At 55.6% G+C, this 26,007-nt stretch carries 20 protein-coding genes; 5 read left to right on the top strand and 15 right to left on the bottom strand.

Going from position 1 to position 26,007, the window contains the following annotated elements:
- Nucleotides 1-29: 29 nt before the first annotated feature.
- The 8 genes from Q0835_RS09580 to Q0835_RS09545 all read right to left on the bottom strand — a co-directional run bounded on the left by Q0835_RS09580 (nt 30) and on the right by Q0835_RS09545 (nt 8,477).
- Complete coding sequence (locus Q0835_RS09580) at nt 30-1,631, bottom strand: B12-binding domain-containing radical SAM protein (protein WP_298822084.1); 1,602 nt, start codon at nt 1,629-1,631, stop codon at nt 30-32.
- A 127-nt stretch (nt 1,632-1,758) separates the two neighbouring features.
- Nucleotides 1,759-3,072: a tetratricopeptide repeat protein gene (locus Q0835_RS09575; RefSeq protein WP_298960645.1), complete on the bottom strand. Its 1,314-nt coding sequence runs from the start codon at nt 3,070-3,072 to the stop codon at nt 1,759-1,761.
- A 72-nt stretch (nt 3,073-3,144) separates the two neighbouring features.
- Nucleotides 3,145-3,345 (bottom strand): cold shock domain-containing protein, encoded by a 201-nt coding sequence (locus tag Q0835_RS09570; protein WP_298822087.1) that lies wholly within the window; start codon nt 3,343-3,345, stop codon nt 3,145-3,147.
- Between the two features lie 268 nt (nt 3,346-3,613).
- The gene (locus Q0835_RS09565; protein WP_298960642.1) at nt 3,614-4,066 is read right to left on the bottom strand and encodes a YtoQ family protein; all 453 of its coding nucleotides are present in this window, start codon (nt 4,064-4,066) and stop codon (nt 3,614-3,616) included.
- A 151-nt stretch (nt 4,067-4,217) separates the two neighbouring features.
- Nucleotides 4,218-6,023 (bottom strand): adenylate/guanylate cyclase domain-containing protein, encoded by a 1,806-nt coding sequence (locus Q0835_RS09560; protein WP_298960639.1) that lies wholly within the window; start codon nt 6,021-6,023, stop codon nt 4,218-4,220.
- Nucleotides 6,024-6,067: 44 nt separating this feature from the next.
- Complete coding sequence (locus Q0835_RS09555; protein WP_298960636.1) at nt 6,068-6,925, bottom strand: SDR family oxidoreductase; 858 nt, start codon at nt 6,923-6,925, stop codon at nt 6,068-6,070.
- Between the two features lie 2 nt (nt 6,926-6,927).
- Nucleotides 6,928-7,767 (bottom strand): RNA methyltransferase, encoded by an 840-nt coding sequence (locus tag Q0835_RS09550; RefSeq protein ID WP_298822091.1) that lies wholly within the window; start codon nt 7,765-7,767, stop codon nt 6,928-6,930.
- Nucleotides 7,768-7,847: 80 nt separating this feature from the next.
- Nucleotides 7,848-8,477 (bottom strand): TetR/AcrR family transcriptional regulator, encoded by a 630-nt coding sequence (locus Q0835_RS09545; protein ID WP_298822092.1) that lies wholly within the window; start codon nt 8,475-8,477, stop codon nt 7,848-7,850.
- A 163-nt stretch (nt 8,478-8,640) separates the two neighbouring features.
- On the opposite strand from Q0835_RS09545, the gene Q0835_RS09540 reads away from it, so the two are divergent.
- The gene (locus Q0835_RS09540; protein WP_298822093.1) at nt 8,641-9,840 is read left to right on the top strand and encodes an efflux RND transporter periplasmic adaptor subunit; all 1,200 of its coding nucleotides are present in this window, start codon (nt 8,641-8,643) and stop codon (nt 9,838-9,840) included.
- Nucleotides 9,841-9,843: 3 nt separating this feature from the next.
- Nucleotides 9,844-13,023 carry an efflux RND transporter permease subunit gene (locus Q0835_RS09535; protein ID WP_298960633.1) on the top strand — a complete coding sequence of 1,060 codons (3,180 nt, stop codon included), beginning with the start codon at nt 9,844-9,846 and terminating at the stop codon, nt 13,021-13,023.
- 64 nt (nt 13,024-13,087) lie between these two features.
- On the opposite strand, the gene Q0835_RS09530 is transcribed toward Q0835_RS09535, so the two are convergent.
- From Q0835_RS09530 to Q0835_RS09520, 3 genes are all read right to left on the bottom strand, one after another.
- Nucleotides 13,088-14,041 carry a class I SAM-dependent methyltransferase gene (locus tag Q0835_RS09530; RefSeq protein WP_298822095.1) on the bottom strand — a complete coding sequence of 318 codons (954 nt, stop codon included), beginning with the start codon at nt 14,039-14,041 and terminating at the stop codon, nt 13,088-13,090.
- Nucleotides 14,042-14,187: 146 nt separating this feature from the next.
- On the bottom strand, nt 14,188-16,623 hold the full coding sequence (locus Q0835_RS09525) for a methyl-accepting chemotaxis protein (RefSeq protein WP_298960630.1): 2,436 nt from the start codon (nt 16,621-16,623) through the stop codon (nt 14,188-14,190).
- 194 nt (nt 16,624-16,817) lie between these two features.
- Nucleotides 16,818-17,576 carry an SDR family oxidoreductase gene (locus Q0835_RS09520; protein WP_298822097.1) on the bottom strand — a complete coding sequence of 253 codons (759 nt, stop codon included), beginning with the start codon at nt 17,574-17,576 and terminating at the stop codon, nt 16,818-16,820.
- A 126-nt stretch (nt 17,577-17,702) separates the two neighbouring features.
- Between Q0835_RS09520 and Q0835_RS09515 the strand changes: the two genes are divergently transcribed.
- Nucleotides 17,703-17,945, top strand: a complete 243-nt coding sequence (locus Q0835_RS09515; protein WP_298822098.1) for a (2Fe-2S)-binding protein — start codon at nt 17,703-17,705, stop codon at nt 17,943-17,945.
- A gap of 14 nt (nt 17,946-17,959) precedes the next feature.
- Complete coding sequence (gene bfr / locus Q0835_RS09510) at nt 17,960-18,445, top strand: bacterioferritin (RefSeq protein WP_298822099.1); 486 nt, start codon at nt 17,960-17,962, stop codon at nt 18,443-18,445.
- A 17-nt stretch (nt 18,446-18,462) separates the two neighbouring features.
- Here the strand turns inward: bfr and Q0835_RS09505 are convergent, their stop codons facing one another.
- The 4 genes from Q0835_RS09505 to Q0835_RS09490 form a co-directional block, all read right to left on the bottom strand.
- Complete coding sequence (locus Q0835_RS09505; protein ID WP_298960627.1) at nt 18,463-19,161, bottom strand: ATP-binding cassette domain-containing protein; 699 nt, start codon at nt 19,159-19,161, stop codon at nt 18,463-18,465.
- 9 nt (nt 19,162-19,170) lie between these two features.
- On the bottom strand, nt 19,171-20,895 hold the full coding sequence (locus Q0835_RS09500; protein WP_298960620.1) for an ABC transporter permease subunit: 1,725 nt from the start codon (nt 20,893-20,895) through the stop codon (nt 19,171-19,173).
- Nucleotides 20,885-22,108 (bottom strand): ABC transporter substrate-binding protein, encoded by a 1,224-nt coding sequence (locus Q0835_RS09495; RefSeq protein ID WP_298822102.1) that lies wholly within the window; start codon nt 22,106-22,108, stop codon nt 20,885-20,887. Before Q0835_RS09495 ends, Q0835_RS09500 begins: the two co-directional genes overlap by 11 nt.
- 112 nt (nt 22,109-22,220) lie before the next feature.
- Nucleotides 22,221-22,676 (bottom strand): Lrp/AsnC ligand binding domain-containing protein, encoded by a 456-nt coding sequence (locus tag Q0835_RS09490; protein ID WP_298822103.1) that lies wholly within the window; start codon nt 22,674-22,676, stop codon nt 22,221-22,223.
- A gap of 143 nt (nt 22,677-22,819) precedes the next feature.
- On the opposite strand from Q0835_RS09490, the gene putA reads away from it, so the two are divergent.
- Nucleotides 22,820-25,960, top strand: a complete 3,141-nt coding sequence (gene putA / locus Q0835_RS09485; RefSeq protein ID WP_298960617.1) for a bifunctional proline dehydrogenase/L-glutamate gamma-semialdehyde dehydrogenase PutA — start codon at nt 22,820-22,822, stop codon at nt 25,958-25,960.
- Nucleotides 25,961-26,007 lie beyond the last annotated feature (47 nt).

Below are 26,007 nucleotides of genomic sequence, written 5' to 3'. Positions count from 1 at the left end.
TTGGATCGGACCGGAGTGCTTTAGCGCAACTACTCTGCGGCGACCAGCGTTGGCTGTTCCCAGTTGCCCTTTTCGATATCCGCGATCTGTTGATCGATTTGCGTCATGACGAACCGGGAAAACGGACCAAGGTGAACGTAGAGCGCAAGCATCATCATGACAGGCTTGAGTGCTCGGAAGTTCGTGAAGGCCGTTTTTGCCAGGGTTTTCCAGAACGGGCCGCGATAGGTCGTTTCCTCGAAGGTCATGGCATACATCAACTTGCCGAATTGCTTCATGTCGTGGAAAAAACCTGCGCCGAAAATCGAACCATTGGCGCCTTTCATGTCCAGCATTTCCGCGACTTTTTGAACGCGCCTGAAATAGGCTTCCGGGCTGTAGACCCTATCGATGACCATCTTGAAATCTTCGAGGATCTGTTCGCGGGGCCGAACGGTGGTGAAGTTGAGGCCGGCAGTGCACTGGTCACCATGGACCGTGTCCGGGTCGTCCGTGCCGAAGTCCGCGTGCAGACGGCCTTCCTTGGCAAGTCGGCGCGTCAGCTGAGTATTGGGCAGCGCATAGAGAAGGCCCGTCATGGCCACAGGAATGGCGGCCTCTTCGATCAGGGCTGAGATTTCGTCTGCAACCTTGTCGCTCTCTTCGTCGAAGCCGACAATGAAGCCGGCCAGGACAAATATCCCGGCGTCATAGATCTTGTGAACGCTCTTGGCGATATCCCTGCGCGTGTTCTGTTTCTTGCGCGTTGCGATAAGAACTTCCGGGTCCGGGCTCTCGATGCCGATAAAGACAGAAAAATACCCGGCATCCTGCATCATCTTCAGAAGCGCTTCGTCATCCGCCAGATTGAGGGAGGCTTCGGTTGACATTTCAAACGGATAGTTCCGTTCTTTCTGCCAAGCCGCCAATTCGGGAAGAAATCCCTTAACGGCACGCTTGTTGCCGATCAGATTGTCATCGACGAAATCGACATGGCCGCGGTAGCCAAGTTCATGGAGGCGATCGAGTTCGGCAAGAATTTGTTTGTTGGATTTGGTGCGCGGCACGCGGCCGTAGAGTTCGATGATGTCGCAGAATTCGCAAGTGAACGGACAGCCGCGCGAATATTGAACGCCGATCTGGACATAGTCTTCGAATTTCAGGAGATCGAATCGCGGGATCGGGCTTGAGGTGACGTCGGCCTTGAATTTTTCAGCAGTAAAGCGTCCCTTGCGCGCACCTTCGTTCCAGGCGTCGATGAACGTGTTCAAAATACCTTCCGCTTCGCCAAGGACAAGAAAATCGGCGGCTTCATAAACTTCAGGAGAAGACGTGGCATCTGGTCCGCCAACTGCAACAGGCACACCTTTTTCCTGCGCTTTGCGGATCACGGAAAGGCAATCGGCCTGCTGTGGCAGCATGCCGCCGGTCATGATCATGTCGGCCCAGTTGAAGTCTTCCTCTTCAAGCTCGCCTGTGTTGCGATCGACCAGGCGCACATTCCAGTTCTCCGGCAACATGGCAGCAACGGTGATCAGTCCGAGGGGTGGTGCCGGATATTTGGCACCGACCATCTCGCAGGTTTTGCCGTAGTTCCAAAAGGAACCGGCGTTAAACCGCGGATAGACCAATAATACGTTGCATTCCGTCATGCTGAATTTCCTTTCGAACGGGCATTCCGTCCTAAAATTGGCGACACATTATCAAGTTTACACGTGGGCACAACAGTTGAAGTGTCAACGGTTGCTGCGACAAATGATTGGCGATGTGATCGGGCCGTTACGAGGTAAGCGCATCAGGCTTCTGCAAATGAAAAATAAGTCCGTGCACATCCTTGCCAAGTTCGCGGCGCAGAACAACCGGTTCTTCCTTGGTGTAGGAGAGCCCCGCGGCTTCTGCGCTGCGTTTCAGGTACTCCGGTGAATGGGCATAACGCCCGGTCGGGTCGACCCGATAGTCCGGACCTGAAGTATCGGCCAAATGCTCGACGCTGGCGATCAGAAGCCCACCTGGTTTGAGTGCCCCGCTTAAGGCTTTCATGAACGGGCCGAGATCTCCAAGGTAACACAGCGTATCGACACAAACCGCAAGATCGAAGCGGGTCGGCAGGTCCGAATTCAAAAACTCGACAAGTTCAACCTCGAGCAGAAAATCATAGGCATTGAGCGCATTGGCTTTTTTCAGCATCCCGGGCGATAGATCAATCCCGGTCAGTTTGTCACAATGTTCACGGATCAATGGCCCACACAAGCCAGTTCCGCAACCAAGGTCAACCACGTCCTGAAAGACCTTGTTGTCCTGTTTCGCCAGCGCGACCACTTTATCGGCGACCAGTTCCGGGGCCCGATAACCAAGGTTCCTCAGAACATCGTCAAAACTCTCCGAAAAGCTGTCGAAGTGCTCTTTGACGTAGTCTTCCGGTGCCTGGTCGAGAGCATCGCCGCGCACCGCTGCAAGCTGATACTGCGCGACTTTGTTGTCCGGGTTGGCCGCGACAACCGATTCCAGATGACTGACCGCGCGCTCCTGTCGCCCGAGCGCACATAGAACACGCGCATGCCAGACTGGGTCCGACCATACGTCTGAGCCGAATTCAAGGCACCGCTCCAGGGCCTCGGCAGCTTCATCTTTTTCCCCGGCAAGCATCAATGACAAACCGTAATTGTGCCAGGCGTTGGGATTGTCCGGGTCCAGCCGAACGACTTCCTTCAGGATCGGCAGAAGGTCTTCATTATTGTCGGCGCCCTCAAGCATGAGGCTGATGTTTTTCCAGGCATCCTCATGGCGCGGTTCCAGTTCAACTGCCCGCACATAGGCTTCAAGCGCCTGGTCGGATTGACCGCTGATTTTCAGGATATTGCCGAGATTGTTGTACGCCGCAGCATTTTTTGAATTTTGTTCAAGTGATTTGCGGATCAGGATCACCGCATTATCCGCCTTGCCGGCCTCAAAATGAAGAAGTCCAAGAAAATGCAACCCATCCGCATGGTCTGGGTTTTCGGTCAGGACGTCTTTGTATGCCGCCAGGGCCCCTTCGAGATTTCCGCTGCGATGCGCATCAATGCCTTCCTGCAGCCTGGTATCTATCTGCATGTCGTCACTCGTTCTGCCAATAAAAAAGGGCGGTCGGACCGCCCTTGTTTTCGGAAAGACCTGAAAGTGACTTTACAGGACTTTCAAATCTTCAGCTACCATTTGCCCGCGGCGCCACTCCAGATCAAAGGCAACGAGCTGACCTTCTTTCAAAGTGTCGATGCCCGAACGGTGCAGGGCTGAGATTTCGACGGGAATGTCCTCGCCGTCTTCGGGTTCGATGCTGCCGACACCTCGGCGCTGATCGAACCATTTTACGTTTCCATGTTGCATGGATATTGCTTTCCAATTCTCCGTATCAAGGCATTTATACGGCTTTGATAAACGCCGAATTCAACGCCTTGATGACAATGTTGAAGTTAAAACTAAAGTACTCGTCAGATCCGATCCGGAATAAAAGTCCGGTGGCGCAGTCTAATAGGACCGCTTTCCATCGAATTGCAGTTCCGATAAGGAAGGGATCTTTTGCCCGGCTAATGTGCGCGGGCTAATACATAGCTTCTATTAGTATGGTAACTAAATAATTAATGTCAAGGCAGACCTACAGCTTGCCCAAGATAACATATTGCAGAATATCGACAACTTGTGCCGGCGTTTCGGTCACTGCGAGTGCTGCGGCATCAACCTCTTTCAACGGATGTGTCAGCGACGGGTCGTGCATCACCACAAGTGACTTGCCGAGCGCTGAAGCGTATCCTGCATCGAACGCCGCATTCCATTGTTTGTACTTGTCACCGAAGCGAACAACGACAACATCCGCCTTCTCGATGAGTGTTCGGGTTCGAATAGCGTTTACCTTCGCACCCTTGTGATCATACCAGAATTTCTTGTCTTCCCCGCCCAAGATGCTGGCACCGCAATCGTCGCTGGCGGCATGATCGGTTACCGGAGCGGAAAAGGTGACCGGGAGGCCAAGTGCCTTGACCCCTTCCACAATCTGGTCGCGCCAGTCTGTATGAATTTCACCCGAAAGATAGACGTTCCAATTGCTCATGATTTTGTCCGCTCAAGAATTTGAGTTCAGTGTCGAAAGGTGGTTAGCCGTGCATTCAAGCTGGGGAGCATTGATGCGGCCGTCAAGTGCATTTGGGACTTGGGCAAAGGTACCTTTTCCCAACCCGACACCAGTCATTTCGAAATCGTAGCTATTTTGAAGTCAGATGCCAGACGCCATCCCACCTGTCAGGAACTCCCTGAGTTTCGATGATCTGAAGCCGGTTCAGGAACACCCGCGCAATTCTGTCGTCGGGATCTTTGGCAAGAATGGTTGCAAAAAGCTTGTGCGCGTCACTCCAAAGACCGGCAGCGAATGCATGAAGGGCCTCTTCGGATGTGGTTTGCAGCTCTTTCAGGGCAGGGGTCATGTCCTTTGAACGCGCCAGGGCGGTAAAGACACTGGTCGGTTCGGTCTTGCCCTTTACCTGGATCCTGTCGACGGCCCTGAATTCGATGCCGGATGCTGTATCGCGTGTCCTTTGGCAGACCAGCAACTGGGTGCCGTAGATCTTGTTGGCACTTTCGAGGCGGGCGCCGAGGTTCACCGTGTCACCCATGATGGTGTAGTTCTTGGTTTTCTCCGATCCGATCGACCCGATGACCGCATCTCCGGTTGCAATTCCGATACGCTGTCTGATCTGGGGCAGGTTTTTCTGAAGTCCGGTCAATTCCGGCAGTTCCTCCTGGAAAGCCTGCATGTGCTCGATATTGCGGAGCGCGCTCTCCAGCGCGAGCGTCGCCTGTCCGCCATCATCACAAAACGGTTGTGCCCAGAAAGCCATGATCGCGTCACCGATATACTTGTCGATCACGCCCTGCCTATCCGTGATTTCCGAAGACATCAAATCCAGATATCGGTTGAGCACCCGAACAAGGCCAGACGGGGTGAACTGCTCGGAAATGCTCGTGAAATCCGCCAGGTCCGAAAAATAGGCCGTGACAATTTTCTTCTCACCAGCCGTTGCATCTTCATGATCGGCAATCAGGCCGGACACGACGCGAGGGTCCAGATATTGCCCGAAGGTATCCTTGATCTTCTGCGTCGACCGCAGCCCATCCACCATGGTGTTGAAGCTGCGGGTCAGTGTACCGATTTCGTCTTGTGAACGCGGCTCCAGCTCGACACTGAAGTCTCCTTGCTCAGCGCGCTTTGCACTCAAAGTCAGAAGCTTCATGGGCCGCAGAATGCCGGAGATCACGAGAGACGAGAGCAGCAATGCCAGGGCCCCGCCCGAGGCTGTTGCGGCGATACTCGCGTAAAGGGCCTGTTGTTCGTGAAGCGCTGCCGTGGTTATCGCCTGGTCGGTGAACTGGTTGACATGCTTGTGCAGCTCGTCGAGATGCGCTGTCAGCTTGTCCTCCTCCTGCTCAAGCTGTTGTTCCAGTTTTTCGCGTGTTGCCGGAGGCAAGTCGGCCGTATTCACGAGGGTCGATGCATGCGTATGGAAATTGTTATGCTGTGTTTCGATGGCCACAAGCGCTGGATATAGCGCCGCAAGTTCCAGCTTGTCCTGCAGCGAAGCCGACTGATCCTGCGCAGCTTTGACACGTGCCTCCGCTGATTTCAGCAGGTCTTCCACCTTGTTGGCGTGTTCCTCGAACCTAGTGAAATCCTCGGCAAGCCGTTCTTCGAGATGCTTTATTCTGGTTTGAAGCTCGGGGTGATTTTGCAAAAGCGCATCAATTTCTTCGGCAGACTTGTCGTAACTGAGAACTTCCAACCGGTCCGCCCGCAACTCCGCCTGATACTTCTCGGCGCGTTCCAGATCGATTTCTTCCTGAAGCGTCACGACTTCAATTTGTGCAATTTCGTTGCGCAGCGGCGAATAGACCTTCGAAATCAGTTGCAGTTCGGTGTTGATCTCGAAAATCTTGTAGATCGAGAACGCCGCAGCGGCGGCCATAACAGCGAAAACTATGAGGGAAATGCCGAATATCTTCCAGGCAATACGCATCAGACAGATCCTCCATCGGCACAGCTGACGGCTGGCAATAATACCTAAATATAGGCGTGCAGATCCCGGAGCGCGACACGATAGTTGGGAAAGCGGAAGGAATACCCAAGCTCGTCCTTTATGCGCTGATTGGAAACCCTTTTGTTTTCGCCATAAAAGGAGCGCGCCATGGGTGTCAGGTCCGCGGTCTCGAAGGGAATCTCAGGGGGAGGCTCAATCCCAAGAAGCTCTGCCGCAAAGGTGACCACATCCTGAGGCGGAGCGGGTTCGTCATCCGTAACATTGTAAATCCGAGTTACAGGATTTGCCATGGCAAGCGACACCGCACCTGCAATGTCGGAAACATGAATGCGGTTGAACACCTGGCCCGCCTTGACAAGGCGGCGGGCCTTGCCTTTCCGGAAGTTTTCAAACGCATTTCGGCCTGGGCCGTAGATTCCCGAAAGACGAAAAACCTGAACGGGACAATCGTTCGATCCCGCAAATTCCAGCCATGCGTTTTCCGCCGCGACCCTTTGTACGGATCTTTTCGAAACCGGCTTGCACGGAGTGTCCTCATTTACCCAGTCGCCATCGTGATTGCCGTATACGCCAACGGTGGAGAGATATCCGATCCATTCCGGTCGACCGGCGGCAACATCTTCGCCGTGCAAGTTCAGCACAGGATCTCCGGCATCATTCGGTCCGATGGAAACAAGGACGTGTGTCGCCGATGCAAGCGCTTCAGCAATGCCTTCGCCTTGGGTCGTCCCATCGAATAGGAAAGGTTCGATGCCGGTCGCCTTGAGGGCTTCCGCCTTTTCGACAGACCGTGTGGTGCCGCCGATCCAGTCAAACTGATCCCGTGTCTCTTCGATGAAGGCCTTTGAGGAAAAGCCGACACCGAAAACAAAAAGGCGCATGGTCATAACTCCAGATGCTTGCGGCGAACTTCGTAAAGGGCAATGCCGGTCGCAACGGCGAGGTTCAAACTGTCAGCCTGACCGACCTGGGGAATTCGGATCAACGTCGAACAGGCATCCGCCATGTCGTCCTCCAGTCCCTTCTGCTCATTGCCCATGACAAGAAGCGCCGGCTCAGTGTAGTCCGGCGTCCGATAGTCGACAGAACCTTTCAGGTGCGTCGCCGCAACGGTGCCTGGCCATTTGCCCGCCAGGGTTTTGAATTCTTCCTTGGTCATCCGGGCCAGAGGCACGTGAAAGAGCGAACCCATGGTGGCGCGCACCGCTTCAACCGCAAAGGGATCAGTGCAATCACCAACCAGCATGACACCCGAACCGCCGACCGCATCAACCGTGCGAATGATCGTGCCGAGATTGCCCGGGTCTCGTATCCGGTCAAGTGCGACCCAAATGCTTGAACCCTTCGAGTCAATTTCCCCGGCTGAAAGGATCTTTTGCCCGTAGACGCCAACAACCATTTGAGGATTGTCCTTGCGCGTCATGGCAGACATGACAGCCGTTGAAACTTCCAGGATCAGCGCTCCGCGTGCCTTGGCGGTTGCCGCTGCTTTTTGTGCAATGGGGTTGTCACGCGCTTCCGGACCAAGAGCGAGATAGCGAACATCCCAACCTGCTTCCAGTGCATCGGTTGCCAGCTTCAGCCCTTCGGCAACAAACATGCCCGACTGGCTGCGATGCTTGCGTTGGGCGACGAGCCCTTTGATTTCCTTGACAATCGGATTGGAGTGGCTGGTGATCTGCTTCACCGCGCCGATACGCTGAGGTTTGCCGGATTGTGGCATTCTTTGCTCCGGGAGCTCAACTGGAGCCAGGGACGGAAATTGAACAAGTTAAGCTGGAGTATGCGCTGGCCCTTTTCGGGTCAAGGTTTTTGGCGCTCATCTTGTGGCGGAAGCAGTCTCTGTGTCGCCAGCAAAACCGCATCGTTGATGTCTACTGGAAACGACGTCACATCCAGCTTGCCGTCAATCGCCAGAAAGGACAGTCCGTGGACCTGCGTCCAAAGAGGAAATGCTGTCTTGATGACCCACTCGGTGATGTCGTCTTCACCAAGATAGCGCGCGACCTCCGCAAGCAGCACACCATAGCAACCGCGTCCAACCTGTTTGAGTTCCTCTATCCGTCCCGAATGGCTTCTGGTGCTGAACATGAGACGAAACGTATGCGGCTCCCGTATTGCGAATGCCACGTAAACCCGGCCGATTGCAGAGATCGATTCGATGGAACCGCGCGGGTGTTCTGAAGCGCTTTGCTCCATCTCCGCTCCAAGGCGCTGAAGGCCGTCTTTGGCGACATCCGTCAAAAGATCGTTTTTGGAGGAAAAATGCCGGTAAGGCGCTGCTGTACTGACCCCCGCCAGACGGCAGGCATCCGACATTGAGAACCCGTCGGGGCCGTGTTCTTCGATCAACCGCCTCGCAGCAGCAATCAGTTGACCGCGTAAGTCGCCATGATGATAGGCGCTTTTCTTCTGAATTTTTTTTCCGGTCATTCTCAATGCTTCGATTTTTTTGCGGCGAATCCCCTTGCGGAAGTTAATTCTTCTAACATATGTTAACAATAGTAACATAGTTAGTAGTGTTCACATTCGGGCATTTGCCCGCGCGAACGCAGATTGCAAGACGCGAAAATCGGACGAAAGGTGAGGGTGCGGCATGTCGGGAACAATTCATGAGCGGGATGCTGGAACGCATAAGACCGGCCGTATTCGTCTCTTCGCTCGGGGATTTGCAAGTCTGGCGACATTTACCGTCAATCTCGGACTGGCGGCTGTTGCTGTGGTTGTTGGTGTCACGACAATCCAGATGCGGGCAGAGGAAAGACCGGTCGTCGAAGCGGCACCTCTCACTGAAGTGACCACGATCAATCCGGACTTTCAGAAAGGATACGACGTCACACGCAGTTTCGTTGGACGGCTGGAGCCGGCGCGCAGGACGGACCTCGGATTTGAACTGTCCGGAACGGTTCGCGAAATTCGGGTGGACGAGGGCGGCAGCGTTCAAAAGGGCGATATCATCGCGGTGCTGGACATCCGATCGCTCAAGGCAGAGCTCCGTCGGCAGCAAGCCAATCGTCAAGCGACCGAAAGTGACCGGGAACTGGCCCAATTGACGCTCGACCGCCGAAGCAAGTTGCGGGTCTCCGGACATGTAAGCGACCAGGTGCTGGACGAGGCAAGGCTGACACTCAGCCGGTTGGACGCTTCCCTTGCCCAGATAGATGCGTCAATCGAGACAATCGAAATCAGTCTGGACAAATCGGTTCTGCGGGCACCCTTTGACGGCAATATCGGCGAACGCCTGCTTGACGAAGGAGCAACCGTGTCGCCGGGTCAAGCGGTCCTGCGCGTGCTTGAAAGCGCCCGCCCAACCGTCCGGATTGGATTGGCGCCGGAAGTGGTTGATCAGCTTCAGGAAGAAGACACCTACAAAATCCGTATCGGAGATGAGAATTACACTGCTGTGCTGTCCGGCCTTAGACCGGATCTGGAGACGCGCACGCGGACAATTGAGTCCTTGTTCGAACTCAAGGGCAGCGCCGCCGCCCCGGGTTTCGGCAGGCTGGCTGAGCTTACTCTGACGGAGTGGATCCAAACCGAAGGTTACTGGGTGCCGACGACGGCCCTTAAAGAAGGTCCGCGAGGCCTCTGGACGCTTTTAACCGTCGTCCCCCGGTCTTCGGAAGTTGCTGTGCCGGACTACAAGATCGCGCGCGAGGCGGTTGAGGTGATCCATGCGGATAGAGGCCGCTCATTTGTCCGCGGCACGCTTTCCAGGAACAGCAAAATCGTCGCTGTGGGGGTGCACAGGGTCGTCACCGGCCAGTTGGTCCGTCTTGGGTCAGATGGGGTCTAAACGATGGAAACGCTGTTCTTTCGTCAGCCGCGACTGGTCGCTCTCACCATTCTTGTCATCGTCGCGGCGGGGCTGTCTGCACTTGTCGGTATCGGACGCCAGGAAGACCCGACAATCACCAACATCTTTGCCACCGTTACGACAGTCTATCCCGGTGCTGATCCCGCACGTGTCGAAGCGTTGGTGACGGAAAAGATCGAAGAGGAAATGAGAGAAGTGGAAGAGATCGATGTGATCGAGTCCACTTCCGGTTCGTCGATTTCGATCATCCAGATCGAATTGCTCGATACCTTGTCGGAAGAGGTGATCGAACAGACCTGGTCCGAAATCCGTGACAAGATTTCAGATGCGACACGGGAGTTTCCGCAAAGTGTACAGGAGCCAGAGTTTGACACGGAAGGTGCAGGGGCCTTCGCGTCGATCAGTGCGCTCATCCCCAAACATGACAATGTCAGCCAGGCGGTCATGCTGCGCTATGCCGAAACGCTCTCCGACATTTTGCGGAATGCGCCGGGGACAAAACAGGTTGAGATTTTCGGGGGCATCGATGAGGAAATTCTGGTTCGGATCGACCCGGCCCTGCTGACATCACTTTCGTTGACGGCGGATCAGGTCTCTTCGGCGATCAGTGCGGCGGATGTCAAGGTGCAGGCCGGTCGCCTGCGCAATTCCGAGCAAGAATTCCTGATCGAGGTTGAGGGCGAAATCGCTACCCTCGACCGCATTCGCCAGATCCCGGTTTCCACAGGCACTTCGGGAATTGTTACACGAATTGGCGATATTGCGAGTGTGAGCAAGGGAATCCGGCAGCCTGCCGAGGAACAGGCCTATTCGGATGGCCGTCCTGCGTTGTTGATTGCTGCCAAGATTTCTGAAGGACTGCAGGTCGACACCTGGATGGGGCGGGTCCGGGACAGGCTCACACAGTTTGAACGCGACATGCCGTATTCTATCGAACACCGACTGGTATTCGATCAAAGCACTTACACCATCAATCGCCTGTCGAACGTGGGCGTCAACATTGCCATCGGGATGTCGCTGGTGGTGGTCGTGTTGCTGGTGACAATGGGAATGCGCTCTGCCTTGATTGTCGCCATGGTTTTGCCGGTCGTTACCCTCGCCTCGTTTTCGACTATGAGCATGATTGGCTTGCCTCTGCACCAGATGTCTTTGACGGGAATGATCGTTGCTCTGGGGCTGCTGGTTGACGCCGGTATCGTGATGACGGACGAAATCGGTCAGGCTCTGGACAAAGGCTTGTCGCGGCGAGACGCCGTTGGCAAGGCGGTTCGCCGTCTGTTTGCGCCGCTCCTTGCCTCCACGGTGACCACCGCTCTTTCGTTCATGCCCATGGTCCTCTTGCCGGGGCCTCCAGGCGACTTCGTCGGCTCCATTGCAATTGCGGTAATCGTGATGCTGCTCTGGTCCTTCGTCGTGGCCGTAACGTTGACGGCGGCAATTGCCGGCTGGGTATTGCCTGCCGGCGGTGGAAGCAAAAAGAAGAAGTCGATTCGGCTGCTGTCGATTGTGTCTGTACCCTTTCGGTACTCGCTGAAGCTGGCTATGCGAAACCCGGCGAGCTCCGTTGCCTATGCGCTCATACTGCCTGTTGTCGGCTTTCTGAGCATGCCCACCTTGACCGCACAGTTTTTCCCGGGCGTCGACAGAGACCAGTTTCATATCGAGGTTGAACTTGCTGACGGAACAGCGATCGCTCAAACCTCGGCCACGGCGCTTGAAATCGACCGTTTTCTGTCCACCACTGACGGCGTTGAACAGGTTTCCTGGGTGGTCGGCAAAAGTGCGCCGGCTTTTTACTACAACATCGTCGGTAGCCGGGACCGGGCGCCCGCGTTTGCGCAAGCCCTGGTCACGTCAAGCTCGGCTGAAGCCACAACGGATCTGGTGCCAAAGCTTCAGGCGGATCTTTCTAGTCGCTTTCCTGAAGCGCGCATTCTGGTGCGTGACCTGGTGCAGGGACCGCCTGTTGATGCGCCTGTCGAATTGCGGTTGGTGGGGCCATCGCTGGAGGTTCTGCGGGAGCAGGGAGATGCCATTCGACAGCTGGCCGCCAATGTCGACGAGATCACGGTCGTCAGGACGACACTGGACGGTGGAGCACCCAAGCTGAAATTTGAAGTCAACGAAGACAAGGCCCGCCTTGTTGGTCTTGGACTGTCGGACGTCGCACGCCAGTTGGAGGCGACCCTTGAAGGAGCAACCGGTGGAAGCTTGATCGAAAGCACGGAAGAACTTCCGATCAGGGTCCGAATTGGCGATGAAGCGCGGGGCAGCCTCGCTGAGATTACCAGCTTGCCGTTGCTCCCCTCAGGCGGAGTGTCGGGAGAAGCGGACTATGACGGCGTGCCGCTTTCTGCGATTGCAGATATCCGCATTGAACCCTCTGAGGGACAGATCAACCGCCGCAACGGCGAACGCACCAACACGATTCAGGCTTTCGTTCAATATGGCGTGCTTCCGGAAGAAGCCCTCAAGACCCTGCAGGCCCGGATGGATGCAGCAGGGTATTCACTGCCTGACGGATACCGGATTGAAACCGGCGGCGATTCCGATGCGCGCAATGAAACGCTGACAAACCTTATCGGATCGCTTGGACTGATCGTTCCCCTGTCCATTGCTGCGATTGTCTTGACTTTCAACTCGTTCCGTCTGTCCGTAGTGACCTTCATGGTCGCCATTTTGTCGGCGGGCCTGAGCATTCTCTCCCTTGCTGTTTTTCAGTACCCTTTCGGCATCAATGCTATCATTGGTGTGATTGGCTCGATCGGCGTGTCGATCAATGCCGCGATCATCATTCTGACCGGGATGCAGCAGAATCAGGACGCGGTGAACGGCGACAGCGAGGCCATGGTTGACGTCGTGATGGGATCCAGTCGTCACATCGTTTCCACCACGCTGACAACCTTTGGCGGTTTCCTTCCATTAATCCTGGATGGAGGCGGCTTCTGGCCACCTTTTGCCATGTCCATTGCCGGTGGTGTTCTGCTGTCGACGGTAATCTCGTTCTATTTTGCACCGCCCATGTTCGCGCTGGTCTACGCCCGGCGGAAGGCATTTTTAAAGAATGCAATCGGAGGGCGGGACACGGACGAACAGAGCCCGGATGGCCTGGCTTCAAACTGGAGCAACGACAATCGTCAGGTCTCGGTCGCAGCAGAGTAAGAGGTAACGAAGAAACGCGAACTCAAGTGACGGCGCGATGGAAACTCTATTTTCCGGCGTTTGTCTAACGACTGCTCCAACGCGAAAAGAGCGACGTCGACAGGGCGCGGTTGCCGGTCTCTTCGCGGATGACGAGTTCGCCCGATTCCAGCAAGCCGCCCTGGGCATCAAGCGTTTCTGCCATCAGCTCGTGAATGGAGACAAAGCTGGAGCGAATGGCGTAGGCCGTCAATATCATGAAGAGAGCATCGTCGCTCAGCAGCTTCTGCAAGTCGCTCAGCATCCCGGGCAAACTGGTGTAAAGGTCCCAGACTTCGCCCTTGGGGCCCCGGCCATATTTCGGCGGGTCCAGGATGATACCGTCATAGGTGTTGCCGCGGCGGACTTCGCGGGCAACGAACTTGGACGCGTCCTCGCAAATCCAGCGGATCGGGAGGTCTTCAAGTTCGGATAGGGCCTGGTTTTCCCTTGCGTATCCGATCGCCTTCTTGGAAGCGTCCACATGGGTTACCTGGGCACCCTCCGTTGCCGGCAAGAGCGATGCCAGACCGGTATATCCAAAGAGGTTCAGGATTTTTAGCGGCTTATCCGGAGAACGTTTCTTCTCTGCGCGAACTTTGCTGTTGACCCAATCCCAATGCGCGGCTTGTTCGGGGAAGACGCCAACATGCCGAAATGACATGAAACGGCCATTGTATCGCACCGGACCAAATGACATTTCCCATGTTTCCGGAACATTGCCGGAAAATTTCCAGCGGCCGGGTCCCTCTTCTTCCGTGTCACCTGAAAAGACAGCGTCTGCACGGTCCCAGGAGGTATCCTTCAGGCGCCGCGCACCCATGGCCTGCGGTTCCGGCCGCACGATCGTGAACCGGCCATAACGCTCCAGCTTTTGGCCGGTGCCCATGTCGAGGAGTTTGTAGTCCTTCCAGCCGTTTGTTTCCAAAACAACTGGCCAGGACTGGCTCGGGGGCTTGCCGGTCGGGGCAAAGGAGGAGGCGTTGGTCTGGTCCGCCACTTTTGTCTCTCTGACGTCTGATGAAAGGAGGCTTTCCGCCTTAGTCGCGTATCGCGCCAAGGTCAACGCTTGACGAGCGCCCGAAAATGAAAAAAGGGTCGGAAGCAACAGGCGCTTCCGACCCTTTTCAGGAAATGCAATTGAAATCAGGCCGCGGCCACTTCTGATAGGAACTGTTCGACTTCCTGTTTCAGTTCGCCCGTCTTCTCAGTCAGTTCACCGGAGGCCGATAGAACCATGTCGGCCGAGGAGGACGTTTGGTCGACCGCCTGTGACAGCTCCGACATGGACGAGGACACCGCACCCGTACCTTCTGCAGCGCGCTGGACGTTCTGCGAAATTTCCGCAGTGGCCGCACCTTGTTGCTCCACGGCCGAGGCGATCGCAGTGGTGTAGGAGTTGACTTCCGTCATCGTCTCGGCGATTTCGCCGATGGCAACGACAGATTCCTTGGTCGCGTTCTGGATTTCTGTGATCTGCGAGCTGATTTCTTCGGTTGCCTTTGACGTCTGGGTCGCAAGTTCCTTGACTTCAGCGGCAACGACCGCAAAACCCTTGCCGGCTTCACCAGCGCGGGCAGCTTCGATGGTCGCGTTGAGTGCGAGCAGATTGGTCTGTTCCGCGATCGCCTGAATAAGCGTCACGACTTCACCGATCTTGTTGGCAGCTTCTGCCAGACCTTCAACCTTTTCGTTGGTGACCCGAGTGCCCGTGGTTGCCCGGTCGACGATCTCGGTGGTCTGAGAAACCTGGCGGGATATCTCACCAATCGATGCCGCGAGTTCTTCTGCTGCGCTCGCAACGGTCTGCACATTGTTGGTCGTCTCATTGGAGGCCGACTGCGTTTCGGAGGCATAACCTGCGCTGTCGCGGGCGATTTCGGTCAACGCCTGTGCAGTTGAGTCCAGACTGCCGGCTGTTGCTTCGACAGACCCAAGTGCGTCTTCAGCCGTGGAGCGGAAGCTCTGGATCAGGTTGTCAATGCGCTGCTGACGCTCCTGGCGAGCGGCTTCTTCGTTGGCATTGTGTGCCTGAAGTTCTGCGCGTTCAACGGCGTTGTCACGGAAAACCTGGACGGTACGGCTCATGTCGCCGATTTCGTCACCACGGTCGAGGCCCGGAATGTGCACTTCATTGTCGCCATCGGCCAGGCGTGCCATCACGTTGGTAATGGTGCGGATCGGGCGTGTGATCGCAAGGTTGAGTACAAAGGCAAGTCCGATGCCGCCGAGAATGGCAAGCAGGATGGTGATGGCAATCTGGACTTCCGCCGAGCTCGATGCAGTCTTGGCCTGCTCGGACTGAACTTCGGAAATCGCCGAGATGTCGGCACTGACCTTACGGGTCAGGTTGTCGAGTTGCTTTCTTTGACCTGCGAGGCTCTCCTTCGTGGCGCGCATTTCCATGAACGATTTGTCCAGGGTCGCGATAGACGTCGGAATTGCATTGATTGCGTCGGCCGCAGCTGGCAATACCTTGGAGTACTTGACCAGGTCTGCTTCCAGTTTGGAAAGACCGGCGATGCTTTCTTCAACCTTCGTCGGGTCGGTGGTGCCAAAGGCGCCGAAGAGCAACAGCGTTTCTGCACGCGCTCCAATCGATAGCTGGTTCAGGTTGGTGGCCTTGTCGGCAATCGTCCGGATGGTCGCAAGGCGCGTTGCAGCTGTCAGGGCATCTGTTTTGGCCTTTGAGACAACCGGGTTGACCTGACCCAGGATTTCATTTGTCAGGACATCCATGCCTTCAATATTCGTGCCGACTGCCAGACGAGCCTCATAACCTTCCGAAAAACCAAGATCGGTTGTCAGCTTTTCGAGCGAGACAAGCAGGTTTTTGGCCTGCGCCGCCAGTTTGCTGACGGTTTTGCTGTCGATGCCCTCGATCTGCTTGTACTTCATCTGCTTGGTGTCGCTGACGAGCCCGCGCGCAATTCCAATGGAAGCGGTCAGGTCATCACCTTCAATGTTGCCGCTGCCCTTCAGGTAAAACATGTGAATTTTCACGACATCGTCTTTGAGTGTGAAAACGCCTCTTTCAAGCTGATTGGCATCATCCAGCCGTCCATCGGCCGAGAATGCCTCGGCACTGACCTGTTTTTCTTCTGTCAAAACAGCGTCGGTAATGACTGCGGCAAGTGCGCCCAGATCGTCGGTGCTCTTTTGAAGCGTCGCCAGACGTTCGGCTTGCTGTTTGGTCTCATCGACAACTTGACCGAAGGTGGTTGCAAACTCTGCGACCGCTTCTTGCGCGCCGGCAAGCTGGCTCGCTGCCTGCGGGTCGTTGGCGACCTCTGTCGACAGGACATCGAGAGACTTCTTGAGTTCAACAATCTTGCTGCTCACGGACTGGCCAAGTTCCGAAGTCGGATTGTTGAGGTAGTCTTCGCGTTCAAGCGACGTCGCCTGCACCTGGCTTGCGACCTGCGCCGCAAGATCTGCCACGACAAAACGGGATGAAAGCTTATGCAATGCCAGGAAACCGACACCGCCTACCACCGCGGTTAGCAGCAGCACAGCCAGAAAACCTCCGCCGACCTTGAACCCGAATTTCAGGTCGACCAGAATTTTCAGAATTCGATTCATTTGATCCCCACACAGCTGGATAATCAGCATAATTGTTTAGGCACTATTACGCGGGGCAATGAATATTAGGTAAATCCTCTTCGGAGATGCAGGTCTTTCCTAGATTAAAATAATAATTCAGGATTCTAAACGAATCTGCACAGGATTGTTTCTTATATTGATCAAATAAATCAATTTAAGAGTGTGTTCCAAGTTTATACATGCTGCCCGCCGTTTATGTGTATTTCGGAGCCGCTGACATAAGACGAGCTTTCAGAACACAGATAGAAGATCGTATCGGCAACTTCCTCCGTTCGGCCAAGCCGGCGCAGAGGTATATCCTCAATGAGCTTTTCCGTTCCGGGTGACAGGATCGAGGTATCGATTTCCCCCGGTGCAATGGCATTGACGCGAATACCATAAGGTCCGAAGTCCGAGGCCATCTCCCGCGTCAGCGATGCGAGCGCAGCCTTTGAAGTCGCATAGGCGGTGCCGGCGAATGGATGAACCCGCATGCCTGCAATCGAGGTTACGTTCACAACGGATCCCTTTGTGCTCTTCAGCTCCTCAAACAAACCTCGGGCAAGCAGAATAGGTGCGAAGAAGTTGACCTGAAAAACAGTGCGCCATTCATGCATGGCGGTTGAGAGGGAATTGAGGCGCTCGCCTTCGGGCCCCTTGGGACTGATACCGGCATTGTTGACAAGTGCATTCAATCTGGAGCCGTTGGCCTCAAGCCTTTTGCGGATTTCCTGTGTTGCGTACCCAAGATTTTCAGGGTCGGACAGGTCAACCTGAATATGGTCCTCCGGTCCCATGGGCCACGGGCATTTGTCGGAGAAGGCCTGGCGGGAGCAGGTGATGACCCGCCAGCCTTCTGACGAGAATTTTTTCACAGTCGCATGGCCGATGCCACGACTGGCTCCGGTCAGGACAAGTGTAGGGCGGGTGTCGTTTGCTTCGTTGACGCTCATACCGTGTCCTTAGCCGGAGTACAGAAGGCTCAGAAAAAGTTGACTTTTATAGTTGAGTTTAGTTATTGCGCTGGAAATCGTCCATGCCAATATGTCCCAATATGAGGACATGCACCGGATCCTGCAATGATCATTTGCTCATGTAACATTCTGTCCGAAAAGCAGCTTCGCGAAGCTGCGGAGGAAATGCGTGCGGATCCGAATGGGAAAGTGCCGACGCCGGGTGCTGTGTTTCGTCACCTGGGGTGCCGGCCAAAGTGCGGCAGCTGCTTTCCTTCTGTCATTGACATCATTCACAAGAAAGGCTCTGAAGAGGGTTCTGAGTCTGAGACCGAGCCTGCACCCGCAAAACGGGCAGCAAGCCGCTAGCCAGGAGAGGGCTAATGAAGGGCGATCCGCGCGTTATCGAGTATCTCAACAAGTCACTTCGTCATGAGTTGACTGTCGTCAATCAGTTCTGGGTGCATTCCCGGCTACTTGCCGACTGGGGTTTCCAAAAGCTGGCAGACAAGGAACTGGTGGAAGCCGACGAAGAGCGTCAGCATTCCCAGGAGCTGATCGACAGGATCATCTTTCTTGAGGGGCTCCCGAACCTTCAGACACTAGACCCGCTGAGAATTGGTCAGTCCTTGAAGGAATGTCTCGAGTGTGATCTGGCAGCTGAATATGTGGCGCGCGCCCTTTATAAGGAAGCCCGCGAAGTGTGCCGTGAGATCGGTGACTACGTTACAATGAGCCTTTTCGAGCGCCTTCTCGGTGATGAAGAAGGCCATATCGATTTTCTGGAAACACAATTGGAACTGATCGAGCAAATCGGCATCGACAATTATTCGCTTCTTCAGGCCAAGTCGGCGGATCAGGCTGAATAGTCGACAATCATCGGTTTCTATTGCTGCGGCTGCCCCGTCAATGGGCAGCCGTTTTTCGTTTCGTCTGCGCCAAGATGGTGCACCATACCACCGGCAGCGCGTGCGTCTTCCTCGTCATGGGTGACGAGCAGTACCGGTAATCCGTTTTTACGGGCAAGATCAAAAACGAGCTTTCGAACTTCGGATCTGCGTGATTGGTCCAGGCTGGAGAAAGGTTCGTCCAGCAACAATGCTTCTGGCTGAGCAAGCAGTGTGCGCATGAGGGCAACCCGCGTTTGCTGGCCGCCGGACAAGGTGGCTGGATCCCGTGTTCCAAAGCCGGCGAGACCCACGTCCGTAAGCGCTTGTTCTGCGAGTTCACGCCGTTTTTGCCGATTTTTGATTTCGGGGGGAATCGCAAAGATAAGATTTTGAAGAACCGACATATGTGGAAACAGCAAGGGCGATTGGAACATGAGGCCGATGTGCCGGTCCTGCGCGGCAACGTTTGACAGGTTACGTCCACGCAGGACAACGTCTCCCTGCGCCTCAAAGTCCGGTTTCAGGAAGCCCGCAATGAAATTGAGCAGGCTGGACTTGCCGCTGCCACTCTCCCCCATGATGGTAAGAATGGCGCCCGGTGGAATGTCACAGTCTATCGACAGCAATACCAATCCGTTCAGGCGAAGGGAAACGTTCTGAAGGATAAGACCGGATGCCGGGTCGGGTGCGATCATCGTGGATACTTATTTTCCAAGGCGCATGGCTGCGCGGTTGCGGTGGACAAGGGACGGCACCAGAGCTGCCAACAAAAAACCCATGAGTGGAACAATCAGCTGAAGCAGCGCATAGAGCGAGGCAAACTGGCGGTTGCCGCCGCTTGCGAGTGCAACACTTTCCGTTGTGATCGTGACAATCCGGCCAGCGCCAATCATGAGTGTCGGCAGGTACTGGCCAACCGAAACAGCGGCAGCAACTGCAATTGTAACCAGAACCGGTCGCAGAAGCAGCGGCAATTGAATTTTCCAGAACACTTTTGCCCGTGGTGCGCCGATAGACCTTGCTGCGCGCGCGTAACGCGGGTCGAGTTGGTCCCAGGGGTCGCTCAAGGCGAGAAAGGCGTAGGGAAAGACAAAAATCAGATGGGACAGCAGAACAGCAAGGAGTGTTCCGCTCAAACCAAATAAAAGAAATAGCATTTGAAGGCCGAAGAGAAACGCAATCTGCGGAACAAGGAGCGGCAGAAAGATGTAACTTTTCAACCGTTTATTGACTGCAAGGTTGCGGTGGCTTCGTGCCTCCAGCAGCCAGAGGGTGAGCGACGTTGCCAATAAAGCGGAAACCACAGCAAGAAAAAGCGTCGCGGCAAGACTGCCGCTTCCCATCTGGACAGCATCAACCATCTTCGACAGGCTCCAGGCCTGAGGCAACACGGCCGGAAACCACCAGGATTTTGCGGCAGACCAAATGACCAATAAGCAGAGCGAGAGAACCATCACGATGATGATCAGCAGCATCGGCAAAAGGCTGAAGAAGCGACTGAAACCTTCCTGTCGAAACCGATGCCCGCTTTGATACTGGCGGTGTGCCAGAACACGCGCCAGTTTCTCCAGGCATAGGTAGATAACAAGTGCGCTCAGAGTTACGGCAAGCTGCAGCAGGGCTCCGGCGGATGCCATCAGGCGTTCGGTAAGGTCGGGATCGTTCATCCAGGCTACGAGCCGAGGTGCCAGGGGGGGCGGAGTTGTCGGCCCCAGGATCGTTGCCACATCGACCACGGAAGTGGAATAGGCGACGACGGCGAGAATCGGCAGGCGGATCATGGGATAGACCTGCGGCAGGACGATCTTGAAGAACGTCGCCATACGACCATAGCCCAGACCGGCGCCGGCTTTGAAAAAATCCTCGGTTCTTGGCCTGTTCAGCGCCGCCAGCGTCATCAGAAAAAGAAACGGTACTTCCTTGGCGACAAGGCCGAACGTCATTGCCATACCGTAGGGGTCGTTCAGGATCAAAATGTCGGGTGGACGCGTCCATCCGGTCGCCCAAGGAGACACCAGCCGCACCACGAACCCCGATGGAGCTATCAGGAAGGCAAGTCCGATAGCTGCTGCTGCATGCGGGACAGATAGAAGTGGTGACAAGAACCGCGTCAAACGCCGAAACGTCTGCGTACCCGACCAACCTGCGGTGAAGATAAGCACGATCGCAAGCGAAAGCAGCGAAGCTGTCAATCCTGTCGACAGGCTGAGCAAAGCGGATGTCACGAGCCCGGGCGCTTCAAACAACTGCTGGAACGGTGCGAATGAGAATTGCCCGTAACCCAATGCTGGCAGATAACCGAATGCTGGAAGTGCCGTTCCCGCAAGGCCGGCAAGCACCGGGCCTGCCAGCAACACCGTTACGAGAATGGTAGGGGCGTCCACACGAAGCCGGGTTCCCTGCGACAAGCGATCAACCTCACTCGGCACCGTACCTCTGGACCCAGGCTTCTTCCAGGGCTTTGACCCAGCTCGGGTGTGGTTCGGGCAAGACCGGTCCAAGGTCTTCCGGCGACAAGATTGCTGGCCCAAGGTCCATGGTGTCGAACAAGGCCTTTTCATTTGCAGGCAGTCCTGCAACGTCGAGTACCGTCGGGTCTCCCCAGATTTCCGGTTCCTGCTTGCGTGTTTGTGCCATGGGGGACAGGAGGAAGTTCGCGAAGACTTGTGCGCCCTCCTGGGCAGAACTGTTGAAGGGGATGGCTACAAAGTGGGTGTTGCCGATCGTGCCGCCCTCAAAAACGAACGTTCGAACAGTCGGAGGCAGTTCGCCATTGGCAATCGCACCGGACGCATCACCTGGATTGAATGAAAAGGCAATGTCGAGTTCACCATCTGCAAGCAGTTGGCGCATATGAGAGGCGTTCTTGGGAAATGCCTGTCCTTCACGCCAAAGCTGAGGGTGCAACTTATCAAGATAAGCAAACAGCGGTGCGACCGCTTCTTCAAATTGAGCCTTGTCTACCGGTTTGGAAAGCAGTTCGGCATTGGCGACCGTGCCTGCAAGAACCTGTTTCAGAAATGTCGTACCGTAGAAGTTGGGTGGCTGAGGATAGGCAAACCGTCCCGGATTGGCCGTTGCGTAAGCCAGAAGTTCGTCAAGAGATGCAGGAGGTGTTTCAAGGCGCGCACTGTCATGCATGAAGACAAGTTTCGCCATACCCCAAGGGCTTTCCTGACCATCGGTCGGGACAGTGAAATCAACCAGGACTGTCGGCTTGTTCTCTACATCGACATATGCCCAGTTCGGGAGGGTCTCCGCCCAACCAGGCGCAGCCAGAAGTTCGTTTTCCTTCATCGACGCGAAATTTTCACCGTTGATCCAGATGAGGTCGACAGCACCACCAGAGGCCTTTCCGACCGATTTTTCCGACAGAACCTGGGAGACAACTGTTGCTGTGTCGCTGACTTTCACATGTATGACACGCACACCGTAGTCCCGCGCGACCTCACGAGCCGCCCATTGAATATAGGCGTTGATCCGAGGTTCTCCGCCCCAGGCATGGAAATAGACCGTCTGACCATTTGCTTTGTCCAGTAGGGCCTGCCAGGCAGGATCTTCCTGCGTTGCTTGAGCGAGTGCAGTCAGAGGCACTAGAACGAGCGCGAAAAGGCAAAGACCGGCGGCGAGAAGTCGAGTCATCTGAAGTCCTTTTGATCTGAACTGCGTTCCCCTCGCAAAGACGGTACGACACGGTCAAGACAAGGCTTTGTGAACCGGCGCTGCGAAGGCCATGCCATGCTCTGCGCGAAGTCTAGACCGGCAGCACATGCGTGTCCTTGATTTCCTCCATGACAGCATATGTATGCGTCTCCCGTACGCCTGGAAAGGCCAGCACCACATCCGACAAGAAGCTGCGATAGGCTTCCATATCCTTGACCCGGCTTTTCATGAGATAGTCGAAACCGCCGGCGACCATGTGACATTCAAGAATATCGGGGGAGCGTTCGACCGCGATCTTGAAGGCGTCAAAGATGTCCGGTGTCGTTCTTTCAAGTCGAATTTCGACGAACACCAAAAGGCCCCGCTCAACCTTCTTGGGATCGAGGGTGGCTGAAAAACCTTCGATGTAGCCTTCGCGTATGAGACGCTTGGTCCGCTCAGCCGTCGCCGTTGGCGAGAGGCGAACGCGGTCTGACAGCTCGGTGTTGGTAATGCGTCCGTCTTCTTGCAGCGCCCTCAATATCCGCCGGTCGGTTGCATCAAGCATAGTGAATTACCTCTTAGAAATTTAATTTTGCCGGAGATAGCACGGAACATTGACAAAAAAATAGGGAATAAAGCCCAAGAAATTCGGATATTCTAGAGAAATGTATTGATCGATGTCCCGAAGAGGACGTTTGGGAGGTTTTCATGACTGCCACTGCCGCTGCTGTGAAGATGGGTTACGGTGACGATCTGGTTCCATTTCGCGCGGATTATGCGCCCGAGGACAGGGTGCTTGTCGAAGCACTCCTGAAAGAAGCTGCATCAGATCCCGTTGTCGAGAAGCTGATCGATCAGCGCGCGCGCGGGCTCATAGAGGATATGCGCTCCGTGCAGGTAGGGCTTGGCGGTGTCGAGGATTTCATGCGTGAATTCGGCCTGACCACGCGTGAAGGTCTTGCGATGATGGTTCTGGCTGAAGCGCTGTTACGCGTGCCGGATGCGGAAACGGCAGACAAGCTGATTGAGGACAAGCTGGCAGCAGCCCGTTTTGACGAACCGTCAGACCAAAAATCCGACACCTGGCTGGTCTCCGCATCCTCCTGGGCCCTTGGAATCACCTCTCGTCTGCTGCATCCTGGTGATACGCCGCAGAGTATCCTGTCGAGCTTGGTCAAACGCATGGGCATGCCGACCGTCCGCGTGGCAACCCGCAAAGCGATGCAGCTTCTCGGGCATCAGTTTGTGTTGGGAGAAACCATTCAGAAAGCCCTGGAACGTGCGAAAGCACAGGAAGCCAAAGGTTACCGGTATTCCTACGACATGCTGGGTGAAGGCGCGCGCACGGCAAAGGATGCGGAACGCTACTTTCAGTCCTACGCCAATGCGATTGAGGCGATTGGCAGGTCTGCCGGTGACAAGGACCTGCCGGAGCGTCCGGGGATTTCAGTGAAGCTTTCAGCGCTCCACCCTCGCTATGAGGCGGTCAACGGTGACAGGGTGCGCGATGAGTTGCTGCCGCGACTGCGTGAATTGGTGCAAATGGCCAAGGACCGCAATCTCAATTTCACGATCGATGCCGAAGAAGCCGACCGACTTGAAATCTCGCTGGACGTCATAGCTGCATTGCTCGCCGATCCGGTTACCGCGAATTGGGATGGCTTCGGCCTGGCCGTGCAGGCCTATCAAAAACGCGGCGTGGAGATAATCGACTGGCTGGTGAAGGCCGCCAGAACGACAAAACGCAAGATGATGGTGCGCCTTGTAAAAGGCGCCTATTGGGACACGGAAATCAAGCACGCCCAGGAAAACGGTGCTGGCGGCTATCCGGTCTTCTCGCGAAAGGCTGCAACAGACCTTTCCTATTTGTGTTGCGCCAAGCGCATGCTCGCTGCCCGTGATGTGCTCTATCCGCAGTTCGCCACGCACAATGCCCTGACGGTTGCGCAGATCATCGAGCTGTCTGGCGGCAAGGCTGAAGGCTACGAGTTCCAACGCCTGCACGGTATGGGCGAAAGCCTCTACAAGTCCGTATGCGAGCGGGACGGTTTCCCTTGCCGCATTTATGCACCGGTTGGTGGTCACAAGGACCTTTTGGCCTATCTGGTTCGCCGGTTGTTGGAAAACGGTGCGAATTCATCCTTTGTCACCATTGTCGGCGACGCGTCGGTGCCGACGGAAGCCTTGCTGAAACGGCCAAAAGACATTCTGGACAATGGGCATCATGCCACAAACAGATCCATTCCCTTGCCGTCGGATCTTTATGGCGCAAGCCGGCAGAACTCCGACGGTATCGAATTCGGTCATGCGGCTGAACGCAGCCTCCTGGTTGAAGGCATGCGCAAGACCTCGGTTCCATTCACGCAAGCAGCACCGTTGGGCGCTGGGCTTTCCATCGGCGGTGACGCGCATCCTGTTTTTTCTCCCATGGACGGAACAACTCGCGTTGGAACGGTAAGATTTGCAAGCCAGGAAAACGCACAAGAGGCCGTCGCTGCAGCGAAGAAAGGCTTTGAAACCTGGTCGAGAAGGCCGGTGCATGAGCGGGCTGAAGCACTGAACAGGCTTGGTGATCTGCTGGAGGAAAACCGTGACCGGCTGATGATGATCCTGTCCATGGAAGCCGGAAAATGCCTGACCGATGGTATCGCCGAGATTCGAGAGGCGGTCGATTTTTGCCGCTACTACGCCCACGAGGCGCGGACGCATTTCGGCGAAGGCAGGTTGATGCCGGGACCGACTGGTGAGGAGAACCGGTATCGCTATCGCGGCCGGGGTGTTTTTGTCTGTATTTCGCCCTGGAATTTCCCGTTGGCGATCTTCCTGGGTCAGATCAGTGCTGCGCTTCTGGGCGGCAATTCGGTTGTCGCCAAACCCGCAGAACAAACACCGCTGATTGCTTTTGAGACGGCAAAACTCATGTATGAAGCAGGTGTTCCGGAAGATGCCTTCTTTCTGTTACCGGGCGAGGGCGATGTCGGTGCCGCGCTCACCTCTCACCCTGATGTTGCCGGTGTGGCCTTTACCGGGTCGACCGAAACCGCCTGGGCAATAAACGGAACACTTGCTGCAAAGCGCGGGCCGATCGTACCGCTGATTGCCGAGACAGGCGGCATCAATGCAATGATCGTGGACGCGACCGCTTTGCCGGAACAGGTCTGCGACGATGTCATGATGTCCGCTTTCCGCTCGGCTGGCCAGCGCTGCTCCGCCTTGCGCCTGTTATACGTGCAGGAAGATGTCGCCGACACACTGCTCAGGATGCTGGAAGGTGCTGCGAAGGAACTCAAACTCGGGGACCCAAGATTGCCGTCAACGGATATAGGCCCGGTGATTGACGAGGAAGCGCGAGACAACATCATGGCACACATCCATGAAATGTCTGAAAGCCAGACGTTGCGATTTGCAGGCGATTTGCCGAGCGGCTCTCTCTCAAATGGGTCCTGGGTCTCACCGCATATTATCGAGCTGGATCAGGCAGAGGCGCTGTCTCGAGAAGTGTTCGGCCCCGTGCTGCACGTGGTGCGCTACAAGGCAAAAGACATTGATAAGGTTCTCGATCAGATCGCCGGCACCGGCTACGGCCTGACGCTTGGAGTGCATAGCCGCATCGATGCGACCGTGAAAAAGGTGGTCGACCGTTTGTCCGTTGGCAATGTTTATGTCAACCGCAACACCATCGGCGCTGTTGTCGGTACGCAACCCTTCGGCGGGTCGGGTCTCTCCGGCACTGGTCCAAAGGCAGGTGGGCCGGTCTATCTCACCCGGTTCGCGCTGGAACAGGTGGTGTCGATCAACACGGCAGCAGCCGGTGGCAATGCAAGCCTGGTCGCCGCGTCGGATGATTGAACAAGTTTAGCGACATGCGTTGTCCCCGAAACCTCGCCGACGATAGG

This window comes from uncultured Roseibium sp., from assembly GCF_947499295.1.
Lineage (GTDB): Bacteria > Pseudomonadota > Alphaproteobacteria > Rhizobiales > Stappiaceae > Roseibium.
The sequence above is the reverse complement of the archived record's forward strand: the minus strand, read 5'-3'. Positions and strand labels throughout refer to the sequence as shown.

What these genes read in the sequence shown, in the direction of transcription:
- Q0835_RS09580 (WP_298822084.1), bottom strand. Translation starts at nt 1,631, where the DNA reads ATGACGGAATGCAACGTATTATTGGTCTATCCGCGGTTTAACGCCGGT.
- Q0835_RS09575 (WP_298960645.1), bottom strand. Translation starts at nt 3,072, where the DNA reads ATGCAGATAGATACCAGGCTGCAGGAAGGCATTGATGCGCATCGCAGC.
- Q0835_RS09570 (WP_298822087.1), bottom strand. Translation starts at nt 3,345, where the DNA reads ATGCAACATGGAAACGTAAAATGGTTCGATCAGCGCCGAGGTGTCGGC.
- Q0835_RS09565 (WP_298960642.1), bottom strand. Translation starts at nt 4,066, where the DNA reads ATGAGCAATTGGAACGTCTATCTTTCGGGTGAAATTCATACAGACTGG.
- Q0835_RS09560 (WP_298960639.1), bottom strand. Translation starts at nt 6,023, where the DNA reads ATGCGTATTGCCTGGAAGATATTCGGCATTTCCCTCATAGTTTTCGCT.
- Q0835_RS09555 (WP_298960636.1), bottom strand. Translation starts at nt 6,925, where the DNA reads ATGCGCCTTTTTGTTTTCGGTGTCGGCTTTTCCTCAAAGGCCTTCATC.
- Q0835_RS09550 (WP_298822091.1), bottom strand. Translation starts at nt 7,767, where the DNA reads ATGCCACAATCCGGCAAACCTCAGCGTATCGGCGCGGTGAAGCAGATC.
- Q0835_RS09545 (WP_298822092.1), bottom strand. Translation starts at nt 8,477, where the DNA reads ATGACCGGAAAAAAAATTCAGAAGAAAAGCGCCTATCATCATGGCGAC.
- Q0835_RS09540 (WP_298822093.1), top strand. Translation starts at nt 8,641, where the DNA reads ATGTCGGGAACAATTCATGAGCGGGATGCTGGAACGCATAAGACCGGC.
- Q0835_RS09535 (WP_298960633.1), top strand. Translation starts at nt 9,844, where the DNA reads ATGGAAACGCTGTTCTTTCGTCAGCCGCGACTGGTCGCTCTCACCATT.
- Q0835_RS09525 (WP_298960630.1), bottom strand. Translation starts at nt 16,623, where the DNA reads ATGAATCGAATTCTGAAAATTCTGGTCGACCTGAAATTCGGGTTCAAG.
- Q0835_RS09520 (WP_298822097.1), bottom strand. Translation starts at nt 17,576, where the DNA reads ATGAGCGTCAACGAAGCAAACGACACCCGCCCTACACTTGTCCTGACC.
- Q0835_RS09515 (WP_298822098.1), top strand. Translation starts at nt 17,703, where the DNA reads ATGATCATTTGCTCATGTAACATTCTGTCCGAAAAGCAGCTTCGCGAA.
- bfr (WP_298822099.1), top strand. Translation starts at nt 17,960, where the DNA reads ATGAAGGGCGATCCGCGCGTTATCGAGTATCTCAACAAGTCACTTCGT.
- Q0835_RS09505 (WP_298960627.1), bottom strand. Translation starts at nt 19,161, where the DNA reads ATGATCGCACCCGACCCGGCATCCGGTCTTATCCTTCAGAACGTTTCC.
- Q0835_RS09495 (WP_298822102.1), bottom strand. Translation starts at nt 22,108, where the DNA reads ATGACTCGACTTCTCGCCGCCGGTCTTTGCCTTTTCGCGCTCGTTCTA.
- Q0835_RS09490 (WP_298822103.1), bottom strand. Translation starts at nt 22,676, where the DNA reads ATGCTTGATGCAACCGACCGGCGGATATTGAGGGCGCTGCAAGAAGAC.
- putA (WP_298960617.1), top strand. Translation starts at nt 22,820, where the DNA reads ATGACTGCCACTGCCGCTGCTGTGAAGATGGGTTACGGTGACGATCTG.